The 11999-nt window shown below is 61.3% G+C and carries 10 protein-coding genes and 1 CRISPR repeat array; of the genes, 9 read left to right on the top strand and 1 reads right to left on the bottom strand.

Annotated elements, in window-relative coordinates:
- Window positions 1–43: 43 nt before the first annotated feature.
- Window positions 44–1219: a glycoside hydrolase family 76 protein gene (locus GOEFS_RS19215; RefSeq protein WP_007319618.1), complete on the top strand. Its 1176-nt coding sequence runs from the start codon at window positions 44–46 to the stop codon at window positions 1217–1219.
- Here the strand turns inward: GOEFS_RS19215 and GOEFS_RS23530 are convergent.
- The gene (locus GOEFS_RS23530) at window positions 1216–1386 is read right to left on the bottom strand and encodes a hypothetical protein (protein WP_007319617.1); all 171 of its coding nucleotides are present in this window, start codon (window positions 1384–1386) and stop codon (window positions 1216–1218) included. The two genes, GOEFS_RS19215 and GOEFS_RS23530, sit on opposite strands and share 4 nt — an antisense overlap.
- Window positions 1387–2002: 616 nt before the next feature.
- On the opposite strand from GOEFS_RS23530, the gene cas3 reads away from it, so the two are divergent.
- The 8 genes from cas3 to cas2e are packed head-to-tail and all read left to right on the top strand — an operon-like array spanning window position 2003 to window position 10854.
- Window positions 2003–4780 (top strand): CRISPR-associated helicase Cas3', encoded by a 2778-nt coding sequence (gene cas3 / locus GOEFS_RS19210; protein ID WP_138918076.1) that lies wholly within the window; start codon window positions 2003–2005, stop codon window positions 4778–4780.
- Window positions 4777–6405, top strand: a complete 1629-nt coding sequence (gene casA / locus GOEFS_RS19205; protein ID WP_007319614.1) for a type I-E CRISPR-associated protein Cse1/CasA — start codon at window positions 4777–4779, stop codon at window positions 6403–6405. The genes cas3 and casA overlap by 4 nt, the downstream gene beginning before the upstream one ends.
- Window positions 6402–7067, top strand: a complete 666-nt coding sequence (gene casB / locus GOEFS_RS19200) for a type I-E CRISPR-associated protein Cse2/CasB (RefSeq protein WP_007319613.1) — start codon at window positions 6402–6404, stop codon at window positions 7065–7067. Before casA ends, casB begins: the two co-directional genes overlap by 4 nt.
- Before the next feature lie 9 nt (window positions 7068–7076).
- The gene (cas7e, locus tag GOEFS_RS19195) at window positions 7077–8180 is read left to right on the top strand and encodes a type I-E CRISPR-associated protein Cas7/Cse4/CasC (protein ID WP_007319612.1); all 1104 of its coding nucleotides are present in this window, start codon (window positions 7077–7079) and stop codon (window positions 8178–8180) included.
- Complete coding sequence (cas5e, locus tag GOEFS_RS19190) at window positions 8177–8872, top strand: type I-E CRISPR-associated protein Cas5/CasD (RefSeq protein ID WP_007319611.1); 696 nt, start codon at window positions 8177–8179, stop codon at window positions 8870–8872. Before cas7e ends, cas5e begins: the two co-directional genes overlap by 4 nt.
- Window positions 8873–8916: 44 nt before the next feature.
- Window positions 8917–9537 carry a type I-E CRISPR-associated protein Cas6/Cse3/CasE gene (gene cas6e, locus GOEFS_RS19185; RefSeq protein ID WP_245549911.1) on the top strand — a complete coding sequence of 207 codons (621 nt, stop codon included), beginning with the start codon at window positions 8917–8919 and terminating at the stop codon, window positions 9535–9537.
- Between the two features lies 1 nt (window position 9538).
- A complete protein-coding gene (cas1e, locus tag GOEFS_RS19180) occupies window positions 9539–10510 on the top strand; it encodes a type I-E CRISPR-associated endonuclease Cas1e (protein ID WP_007319609.1) in 972 nt (323 codons plus the stop codon).
- Window positions 10504–10854 (top strand): type I-E CRISPR-associated endoribonuclease Cas2e, encoded by a 351-nt coding sequence (gene cas2e / locus GOEFS_RS19175; RefSeq protein ID WP_007319608.1) that lies wholly within the window; start codon window positions 10504–10506, stop codon window positions 10852–10854. The genes cas1e and cas2e overlap by 7 nt, the downstream gene beginning before the upstream one ends.
- 44 nt (window positions 10855–10898) lie before the next feature.
- Window positions 10899–11967: direct repeats of the CRISPR family, unit length 29 nt; unit sequence GTCTGCCCCGCGCGAGCGGGGATGTTCCC.
- Between the last annotated feature and the right edge of the window lie 32 nt (window positions 11968–11999).

Below are 11999 nucleotides of genomic sequence, written 5' to 3'. Positions count from 1 at the left end.
GCACGCGGATGCGTGACGCAGCAAGGAGATAGGCTACCCGACCATGGGTAACGTATCCAAATCGTCGTCAGAGCCCACCGCGAACGAACGTGCCGCACTTGCTCAGGAGTCGATAGTCGACCGTAACCTGGCACGAGCGTTCGGACTTCCACTGACCCGGATCAGCCGGATCGCCTGGCCGATGCCCGCGTATCGACAGCGTAAAGGCATGTGGCACTACTGGTGGCAGGCCCATCTCACCGATCTGCTGATCGACGCGCAGTTGCATCGCCCCTCCCCCGACGGTGCGCTCACCGTCAATCGCATGTTGCGCGGCATCAGGATTCGCAACCTCGGTCGCTGGACCAATAACTATTACGACGACATGGCTTGGCTCGGCCTGGCAGCCGAACGTGCGCAGCGGCATTTCCAGCTCGGCCGCGAGGGGGCGGTCCGCGTACTGACCGACCGCATGCTTGGGTCGTGGATTCCGCAGCGTGGCGGTGGAATCCCTTGGCGCACAATGGACTTGTTCTTCAACGCACCGGCGAATGGCCCGGCCGCGATCCTGGTGGCGCGCACCGGACATACCGAGCGGGCAGTTGCTATGTGCGACTGGCTCGACGCCAATCTCATCGACCCGACGACGCATTTGGTCATCGACGGAATCAAACCGACTGCCGAATCCGGTTCGGACACTTCGAAATTCGAGCACGTCACCGCCATCTATAGCTACTGCCAAGGCGTGGTGCTGGGCGCCGAAGTTGAGGCGTACCGCCTGACCGGAGAGGCACGGCACGTCGAGCGGATCGCCCGGCTGCTCGACGCCGTCGAGCACCATCATTTGCGCGAAAACATTATTCCGTCGTCGGGCGGCGGGGATGGCGGACTATTCAGCGGAGTCTTCGCGCGGTATTTGGCGCTGGTCGCAACGGACCTACGCGGCGATCACCCCGACATTCCCGCGCTGCGCGAGCGGGCGGCGACGATCGCGCGCGCGAATGCTGATGCCGCATGGGCCAATCGGGCCGTCGACGCGTCGGGCCGCATCTTCTTCGGTCCGGATTGGGCGAAGCCAGCGCAGATTCCGACGGCGAGTGGCGGCGACGCCGAATTTGTCGAGGGCGCAGTGCATTCGTCAAAGATTCCCGAGCGGGATCTCTCGGTTCAACTCAGTGGCTGGATGGTTTTGGAGGCGGCCGCGGCGGTTGAGTTGGGGCGGGCAGAGGTTGGGGGTTAGTCGGGCGGGGTGAGGCCGGCGGCGCCATAGAGCTTGGCTTCATGCTCGGTGACCGGCAAGCGGCGCCCGACCGCTTTCTCGCCCCGACGTCGGGCGTCGGTCGCCTCTTGAGGCGTCTTGTGCACGATTAGTTCAGCCCGAAGGATCTCGTCGGTCAATGCGCTCATTGTGACTCCTCGAGGATTCAATCTCGGGCTAGGTGAGGGCTCAACGCAAGAGGTGTTCGGCGCGCAATTCTCGCTCTAGGCGAGGGGTGGGCACGTTGTGTGACAGCCAGGCATCAACAGACTTGCGCCGCACATCTTCCGACTTAAACTCGACGCTCAGTCTGTTCAGAAGGACCGCCAGGGTTCGTGGCGGACCGGAGGGTTCGCTCAGGAATGGACGGTCATCAACGAAACGGCTCATGGTGGCGTCACCTCCAGAAGGACGGTCGTCATCTCGCCTAATCAGTCAAAGCCGACTATACGCTGCAGCATCAGTCGGCCGCACTGTCTCTCATCGGTGTCGTCAATCGACATATCTCCTCGTTTTCGGCACGATGTGCCGTGGGCTGCCGGCCTTCCCGAGTTCGGGATGACCCCAGTGACAGGTCGCACTCGGCGCCAAAGTTGGCGCGTTCGCCCCGCGCGAGCGGGGAAGAGGCCGGCAGTTCACTTTTTGACAATTTCAGCAGCGACATAACAGAGAAAGGTCTCGTTCGAGAATACAGTGAAAGGTCACTTTCTGGTGTCCCCCTTTTTGGGACTAGTATTCGTGATCAGAAACATGCACTGTTGTTGAGTGCCTAGTTCACCAGCACCCACCGACAACCCCGCCGAGTCCTTATCCCCCCAAGCCCGCTCCCTATGGGCCAAGGCCAGCGAAGACGATTCGATGCCGCTGCACCAGCACATGGCAGACGCGGCCGGGGTCACCGAATGGTTGTGGGATCACCTCTGCGCACCACATCTGCAGGAGCGAGTTGCCGTCGACGTCGGTGGAGATATCGCGTTGACACGCCGAATGGTGACCTGGCTGGCCGCCGCCCACGACTTGGGCAAAGCATCGCCTGTTTTCAACCACGCGCACGGCACCCGAACTCTCATGGAGAAAATTTGTTCTACGGGTCTGCCGATCAGCGACTCGATCACCCCCTCCGAGCGACGTGGACTTCCCCACTCTGTTGTTTCGGAGCTTATCTTGAGCGCTTGGCTCACCGAGCGTTTCGACCATAATTTGCCGACTGCTCATTCGTTCGCCGCAATCCCGGGCGGGCATCACGGCCGGTACGCGTCGGCCGCAGATCTCAAACCACCCGCCGACCGACTCTGGGGCGACAGCGCTTGGCGGACAGTTCAATTCGAACTCGCCGACTACTGCGCCGATCTAGCCGGATTGAGCGCAGACGACTTCGAGCTGCTTGCCCACCTACCACTTACACAACCGTCAGCCATCGCGATTACCGGACTCGTCATCATGGGCGATTGGATCGCATCCAACGTTGACTTCTTCACTTTTCGGCGAATTGGATCACAGGCCGATCGAGTACGTCAGGCGATGGAAGATCTTGCGCTGCCTGGTATCTGGAGTCCTACGCCCCCGACGGCTACCGCCGATCACTTCCGCACGCGTTTTGAGATCGACAATCCACGACCGATGCAATCAGCCCTCACCGACCTCGCGTGGAGTATCGATCAGCCCGAGTTCATCGTTGTGGAGTCCCCTACCGGAGAGGGAAAGACCGCCGCTGCGCTGGTTGCAGCCGAGATCCTCGCACATCGATTCGGCTTGGGCGGCATGGTGTTCGCGTTGCCAACCCGAGCGACTTCCGACGCGATCTTCACGACGACCAAGAAATGGTTGTCGACGACGTTGGATTCCGGCGACACCTCGGTCGCATTGGTCCACGGCGCAGCCGAATTCAACGACGAGTTCGCCGAAATTCCCCGCTCAAGTCACGTCTACGAGAGCGGCGACGACACCTGTGCTGGCGAAGCCATCGCGCACTGGTGGCTATCTGGTCGCGGCAAGATGGCGACGATGTCCAGCATCGTCCTCTGCACCATTGACCAAGTCCTGCTGGCCGCCCTGCAGGCGAAACATGTTGTGCTGCGCCAACTTGGACTGGCCGGCAAGGTCGTCATCATCGACGAAGTGCACGCGGCCGATGAGTTTATGGCGGAATATCTGAAGTCCGTTCTTACCTGGCTTGGCGCGTTCGGCGTTCCCGTAATCGCGTTGACCGCAACACTTCCGCCAGCACATCGACGATCGCTGGTCGACGCCTACAACAAGGGAAGGAAGAGACGTTCAACCGAACTCACCACCCTCGCCTATCCTCTATTGACCCACACCAGCCACGACGGCGCTCGCCACTTCGAATTTCCGGCGTCGAGCCGCGCCTCGTCGGTCACCGTCGATGAATTATCGGGTGGCCCAACCGAAGTCGTCGCCTCAGTGTTAACTGCGATTGTCGACGGCGGACATGCTGCCGTCGTGTGCAATACCGTTACTCGCGCGCAGGCGGTTTACCGAGAGTTGTGGGTCGCGGCGGGCAGCGACGTCGAGGTAGTCCTATTGCACTCTCGCTTCGTTCTGCCGCACCGGCTGCGCCTTGAGACGACCCTTCGTGATCGGCTCGGACCATCCGTAACTCGTTCCAGCACAACGCGTCTGGTCGTGGTCGCCACTCAGGTCATCGAACAATCCCTCGATCTCGACTTCGACATCATGTTCACCGACATCGCACCTGTCGACCTCATCATCCAGCGTGCCGGCCGTCTGCACCGACATAGCCGCCCAGCGGAGGAACGCGCGCCAGCTCTTCGCGAGCCCAGGCTGATTCTGACCGGCTTCGAACGATCGGCAGATTCGGCCCCGCGTCTCGATCGTGGATGCGCACTCGTTTACGGCGCGGCCGCCCTGTTGCGTGCCATCGCAGTCCTCGACCGTCATCGCGACGCGGTGGGGCCGCTGCGATCGCCAGCCGACGTCGCGCCATTGGTCACCTCTGCCTACGACGAGGCCCTGTCCCCGCCCCCGGGGTGGGAGAGCGCTTGGTCCGCTGCAGAAGCTTCCCGACGCGGAGATGAGAACGAACGTAGAAGGTGCGCCAGCGAATTCGCACTTCCACGGCCCAAGAAGGGGCCGCTCACCGGTTTCGCGCAAGTCGGGGCCAACGGCGGGGAGCAGGGCGCCGCGCGAGTCCGCGACAGCGAAGACAGTATCGAGGTAGTCGTGATCCAACGCAGTCCGACCGGTCGCCTCCTTCCATCTCCATGGTCGGAGATCGACTCGGAGACCGACGTCAACCTCGGCCCAGCCGTCGACAACCAGTTCGCCCGCAAGCTTGCCCGCGAAGTTGTCAGACTCCCGTCGTACCTTGGGCGTGGGCCACAAGGCGACGCGATCATCGAAGAATTGGAGGGGGGCGGCATCGACTGTTGGCAACAGTCGCGGTGGTTACGCGGGATGCTCCCGCTCATCTTAGATCCGAACGGAAACGCCGTCATCGCAGGACATTCCATCAATTACGACATCGAACTTGGTCTCGTCGTCGATTACGCGGAGGCACAATGAAATTCAATCTCGTGGACGATCCGTGGATCGACGTCCGCACCGCTGACGACGAGCCGGCGACCGTCTCATTGCGCGAGTTCTTCCGCCGCGCCGACGACCTCACTCGGATCGCCGGCGACCTCCCCACGCAAGATTTCGCGGTGTTACGCATCGCGCTGGCGGTGTTCTACCGAGTCCTGTGGCTTCGCGATGAGACCTACGACGACATTGACATCGCGGAACTCTGGAACGCGGACTCGCTTCCCCTTGACGAGATCGATCACTATCTCGATACGTGGCGGCATCGCTTCGAGTTATTCGATGACAAACAGCCGTTTATGCAAGTCCCTGATCTTGCGACCGCATCGGGCAAGACGTCGGGCTTAACAGCCCTTGTCGCGGGGTCGCCCGGCGAGGGAGCGCTCTTCACGATGCAGCAGCACATCGAATCGCTTTCTCCTGCTGAGGCCGCACGGTGGTTAATTCACTGCCATGCCTTCGACATCAGCGGGATCAAGCCCGGCGCTGTTGGCGACGCCAGAGCGAAAGGGGGCAAAGGCTACCCAATCGGGATCGGCTGGTGCGGTTGGCTTGGCGGGCTGACCATCGAAGGTAGGACAATCCGAGAGACTTTGATTCACAACTTCGCGCCGCCCGAGAACGAGACTCCGGACGATCGGCCGATTTGGGAGCACGAACCGTTGACACCCGCCGTCCGCGAGGGTGTTGAGCCTGAAGGACCGATTGGCTTGTTCACCTGGCCGATCCGCCGAATTCGCTTGCACACCAATAACAATGCGGTGTCAGACGTATTGATCAGCAATGGCGACCCCGTTCCGTACTGGCGTCAGCGCACCTCCGAACCGATGTCGGGCTGGCGTTTTAGCGAACCCCAAACGAAGAAGCGCGGATCGCCGATCTATATGGCGCGAGAACACGATCCGGCACGGCTTCTTTGGCGATCGCTGAGCACAATCCTCCCCGACGGCGGACGCGGGGATAAGACCAAAGACGGCGATCCGCAGTTGCTGCCGTCGAGTTCCTTAGATGCCCTCGCCAATCGCTCAGTGTTTCAGACTATTTCGGGGTATGCCGTCAATCTGCGTGCCACTGGAATCCAGTACGGAGCACAGAACAGCGTCTACGCTGAGCTGTTCTCCGACGGACTTACCTTCCACCCGACACTCGCTCGTCCCGACAGTCCAACCCGCCAGTATGTCGAAGACGCTTTGACGAGAGCCGACAATGTCGCGCGGGCCCTGGGATCGCTCGGCGGCGACATCGCGCTCGCTTCTGGCGGCGATCTTGAGCCTGCCCGGAGCATCGCGCGTGAGCAGGCGTACACCATCATGGGCCAACTGTTTCGCGTGTGGCTGCCTAGCGTTACCGACGATAACGCCGAAGAACGTCTCGTCGTGTGGACCGAAGTGATCCGCACCCAGATCTCCAATGCCGCAAGCCAACTCGTCGAAAATGCAACTCCCTCAGCGCTTGCTGTTCGAGAAGTAAAGGGCCGCACCGTATCTGCGGGCTCGGCATCCCTCTGGTTCCTAAAGAACCTGCATGACGCTCTCGGCGACACCGCGATAGACCCCGATCAACTCGATCAACTCGACCCGCAACCACCACAGAAGGAGGCCCGGTGACTACTACCACCGAATCCGCTGAACCCGCCAACACCCCTGCTGAGACAGCCCAGTCGAAGCTCTCCATCCATGTGGCGAAATTGGCGGGGACACTGCAAAGCGGAGCAATTGCCAACCGAGCTAAGCCCGTAGCCGATCTCGCCAGGCTGCGTCGCAGCCTCGACGCCCCGCCAGGTGGTGATCCCGTTGTGTGGCGAATCGTCTTCGACGGCTTCCCAAACCAACCCGACCAACCGTGGCCGAATCCCATTGAGACCGCAGCATACTCAGCAATCTGCCTATTCGCCATCCACCAGCAGTCACGCGACAATCACATGCACAAACTGGGATGGAAGTTCTCCCTTGGACGCTCGATACGCCAACTCGCACAGCCAGTTGGCGAGTCGAGTCCCAGCGATGCGACGGTACGCCGATTCAACGCCTTGGTGACCGCCGACAACTTCGACGAAATCATCCGGCATCTGCGATCGCTCATCGGACAGTTGCGTGCTAGCTCCATTCCTCTCGACTATGGCCAACTCGCCGACGACCTGAACCGGTGGCAGAACTCCGACCTACGCTCCGGCGTTCGCCTTAAGTGGTCACGCGACTTCAGTCGTGTTCCAAAACCACCCGAATCTTCCGATTCCACTCCACCAAACACCAACTCTGACAACAGTTAGGACATACCCATGAGTCTCTTCATCGATTTCCACGCCATCCAAACCGTGCCTCCAGCCAACATCAATCGCGACGAGGACGGCAGTCCCAAGACGACTGTCTTTGGCGGCAAACGCCGCGCCCGCGTGTCCAGTCAAGCGTGGAAGCGCGCTATCCGCCGCGACTTCGAGAATCATCTCGACGCGTCTGACCTTGGAGTGCGTTCACTTCGGATCGTGGACCAGATCAAAGCCCGAATCATTGATGCCGATAACTCGCTGAAGGAATCCGCAGAAGAATATGCGGTCGCAACGCTCACCGCAGCCGGCATGAAGGTTGAGAGGAACAAAGCCCGGAACGACAAGGAGTCCGAGGATTATCAGAAGACGGGAGCTCTTCTTTTCCTGAGTAATCCCCAGATCGATGCACTTGCCGAACTTGCAATCAGCTCCGAGGGAAAGCCCGAGAAGAAGGATGCGAAAGCTGTTCTTACCAAGGGCAATTCGATCGACTTGGCCTTGTTCGGAAGAATGGTGGCCGATTCACCTGACCTGAAGGTCGATGCGGCCGCACAAGTCGCTCACGCGATCGGCGTGCACTCGGTTGTGCCCGAGTTTGACTATTTCACCGCCGTAGATGACAAAGCACCCGATGACAATGCTGGCGCCGGCATGATCGGAACGGTCGAGTTCAACGCTTCGACACTGTATCGCTATGCGACAGTGAATGTTTCGGCGCTGGAGAAGAACTTGGGAGACGTTGAAGCTGCCGCCCGTGCCGTCGAAGCGTTTACCCGTTCCTTCATCACGTCGATGCCCACGGGTAAGCAAAACACCTTTGCCAATCGAACTCTTCCTGAATTCGTACTCGTCACCGTACGCGATGACCAGCCGATAAACCTGTCCGGGGCTTTCGAGTCAGCCGTCGATGATGCCGGAGACCGAATCGCCCAAGCGGCGTCTCGAATCATCGCTAAAGCACAGGTGATTCACGAAACCTTCACTCCCCCGGTGACCGCGTTCGTGATCGCGACTGACGACGCCAATGCAAGTGACCTTGGTACCCGTACAACGCTCACTGAACTCGTTGCGACTCTTGGCAATCAGGTACGCTCTCGGGCCGGGGCCGCGGTATGACGACGCTGTTGATCAACCTGGCGGCGCCAATGCAGTCTTGGGGTGATTCCAGTCGGTTTACCGAGCGTAAGACTCGACCTGAGCCCACCAAAAGCGGAGTGCTCGGACTGCTGGCAGCAGCTCTGGGACGTCGTCGCATCGACCCGATCGAAGATCTCCTGGGACTTACGTTCGGCGTCCGGACCGACCAACCTGGCGAATTGACTCGCGACTTCCAGACCGCAATCGATTGGCGCACAGGTAAATCCAAGCCCTTGTCAGTTCGCTACTACCTGGCGGACGCGAAATTCGTGGCGGCCGTCGAAGGAGAGGACGAACTAGTTTCGGGGGTTGCGCAGGCATTGCGGCGCCCAACGTTCCCACTGTATCTAGGGCGGCGTTCATGCCCGCCCTCGGGGCCGGTGCAGACCTCGATCACGAATATTGCTCTGCCCCAAGCACTTAAGGAAGCGCCGTGGATCGCATCCAGCTATCACCGGACAAAGCAGGCTCGGCGAGTGAGTCTGCCTATCGTGCGAGATGCACTTCCTGGCGAGCCGACTCAGGAAACGATCCGCGACACTCCGGCGAGTTTCGATCCGACGGACCGGAAGTACACCTGGCGCAACGTCGTCCACGACATCGTGCAAGTCCCTAACCCAGAGTCTGAGTCCAAAGGCTACGACTGGTTGTCCGCGCTGGGAGGTAGCTGATGTATATGTCGAGAATCGCGCTCAACCGGCGGCGGCGAGGAGCGATGAAACTACTGACCAGCCGCCATGCGATGCACGCCGCGGTGATGTCGTCGTTCGCGCCCGGCACACCGACTGAGGGCGAGGACGGCCGGACGCTCTGGCGGATCGATCGAGACCAGGAAGAGGTCAACCTACTTATCGTGAGTCCCGCGGAGCCTTGTTTGCAACATCTGGCCGAGCAGGCCGGCTGGACAACGAGAAACCAATGGGCGACAAGGGATTACACGGCGTTCCTGGAATCAGTCGAAGCCGACTCCTCGTACGCCTTTCGCATAACCGGCAATCCGACTCGCACCCTGACCGACGACAAGGGGAAGCGGGTAGTCGGTCACCAGACCGTGGCGCACCAACGTCAATGGCTCGTCGATAAGGGAGTGACAAACGGTTTTGAGGTCGTCACGTCGAGCGCTGACCCGGACGCGCTGGCGCTGGAACTGAGTGAACGCGGCGTCGAACAGTTCCGTCGACAGAGTTCGGAGGTAAGGCTCACGACGGTTCGATTCGACGGAGAATTGAAAGTCACCGATCCAAATGCGTTGCGCCGCGCCCTATGTCACGGAATCGGTCGCGGCAAAGGATACGGATGCGGCCTACTCACTTTGCTCCCGGTCAACGCCTCATGAGATGAAAGAGATTCCAGGCACCCGCCCAAGCAGACCAAGCGAGCTGGTGCGAGCCCAAGACCGATTCTCCTTCGTCTACGTGGAACGGGCCACGATCGGACGCGACGATAGCGCTGTCACGGCGACCACCGAGGACGGCGTGGTCCACATTCCAGCGGCCACGCTCGGCGCATTGTTGCTCGGGCCAGGTACTCGCGTGACACATCAGGCAATGGTGTTGATGGCGGACTCGGGTTCGACAGCGGTGTGGGTGGGCGAGCACGGCGTCCGCTACTACGCCCACGGGCGGCCGCTGGGGCGAACTACGAGACTGCTTGATGCGCAGGCGCGGGCCGTTTCAAACTCACGTGAGCGTATTGCGGTTGCCCGGCAGATGTATGCGATGCGGTTTCCCGACGAAGACGTGTCCCACTGCTCAATGCACCAGCTTCGTGGGCGAGAGGGCGCCCGTGTTCGTCGGCTCTATCGGGAACACTCTGACCGCACGGACGTCGAGTGGAAACGTCGCGACTACAACCCGGACGATTTCGCAGGTTCCGACGCAATCAATCAGGCGTTGTCTGCCGCGCACACATGTCTGTACGGGGTGGTTCACGCAGTGGTCGTAGCGCTGGGCTGTAGTCCTGGACTCGGCTTTGTGCACACCGGCCACGACAGATCGCTGGTGTACGACATCGCCGATCTTTACAAAGCCGAGGTGACGATCCCGGTCGCATTCGACGTCGCGGCCCGCGTACTCGACGGTGAAGTACCCGATGATGACATCGGCGGGGTGACGCGGCGAGCCGTGCGTGACGTGATCAAATCCGGCGCGATACTCACCAGATGCGTACGTGATCTCCACTCATTGCTGTTGCCTGGTGATTCGACCGTCGGTGACGAGTTGCCCGACGCAGACGTGATCGAGCTTTGGGATGAGTCAGGATCGGCAGTCGCCAGCGGCACGAACTACGAGGATGAGGTCCCGTGGTAGTCATCGTTTTGACGGCGTGTCCGGCAAAGCTGCGGGGGCATTTGACGCGGTGGCTTCTTGAGGTAAGCCCCGGTGTCTACGTCGGGCACATTCCGGCCCGGGTACGTGATCTGCTGTGGCTACAGGTAGTCGAGTTGGTCAAGGACGGCAAGGCGATCATGATTCACAGCACTCAAGGCGAACAGCGATTGGCCTTCCGCACGCATCGGCACGAGTGGGAGCCAGTCGACTTCGATGGCATCATGCTGATGCGACGTCCGAGCAACAATGCGGTGACGCGGGACCGAGTTCGCAGCGGATGGAGCAATGCGTCGAAGATGCGACGCGCGCGGCGGCGAAAGTAGTTCCAGAACGCGAATACGCTCGCTAACATTCCTGGTCAGTTAGTGTCTGCCCCGCGCGAGCGGGGATGTTCCCAGCGGAGGCATCCGCCAAGGGTGCCAACATGGGTCTGCCCCGCGCGAGCGGGGATGTTCCCCCCAACCCGGTAGCCATACCGCCCGAGTCATAGTCTGCCCCGCGCGAGCGGGGATGTTCCCCATCAAGAGCTGGCGATCCTGTGTCGAGACGGGTCTGCCCCGCGCGAGCGGGGATGTTCCCAGCCTCTCGCGGTGGTGCGGTGCGCCGACGTCGTCTGCCCCGCGCGAGCGGGGATGTTCCCAGCAGTTGGTCGAAGGCGGACAGCTACGAAATGTCTGCCCCGCGCGAGCGGGGATGTTCCCGTTCCATGCCTCGGCGCCCGCGACGAGTGAGAGTCTGCCCCGCGCGAGCGGGGATGTTCCCCTCGTCGAGTACCGCCGCTGCGTGCCGCAGTTGTCTGCCCCGCGCGAGCGGGGATGTTCCCCGCAGCCTGGGCAGTGATGGCCGCTCATGATGGTCTGCCCCGCGCGAGCGGGGATGTTCCCGACGTCGCCAAGAAATCCCGCGGACAGCCCCGGTCTGCCCCGCGCGAGCGGGGATGTTCCGAGCGGAGGAATGAGCGGCAGGGGGGCGTCAGTGTCTGCCCCGCGCGAGCGGGGATGTTCCCATCATCCAACTCTAACGCCCGATTCAACCGCTGTCTGCCCCGCGCGAGCGGGGATGTTCCCCGACCACACCGACCCCGGCCCAAATTTCCCCTAGTCTGCCCCGCGCGAGCGGGGATGTTCCCAGGCCAGCGCTCAGGGTTGGGTCCATGCAGGTGTCTGCCCCGCGCGAGCGGGGATGTTCCCACCTTCGCGATGTACTCGTCGGGCACGTCGTCGTCTGCCCCGCGCGAGCGGGGATGTTCCTCGCGTCGGTGTCATGGGATGCTCGCCTGGTTTGTCTGCCCCGCGCGAGCGGGGATGTTCCCCATTCGTGATCTGCAAATCGTGTCACACGAAGGTCTGCCCCGCGCGAGCGGGGATGTTCCGTGTCAGAGCAAGCCGACGAAGATCGCCGAATCGGTCTGCCCCCGCGCGAGCGGGGATGTTCCCCATGGCGGCGATCTTCAACTGTTGGAGAAAGT

The sequence above is a fragment of the Gordonia effusa NBRC 100432 genome (assembly GCF_000241305.1).
Taxonomy (GTDB): domain Bacteria; phylum Actinomycetota; class Actinomycetes; order Mycobacteriales; family Mycobacteriaceae; genus Gordonia; species Gordonia effusa.
The sequence above is the reverse complement of the archived record's forward strand: the minus strand, read 5'-3'. Positions and strand labels throughout refer to the sequence as shown.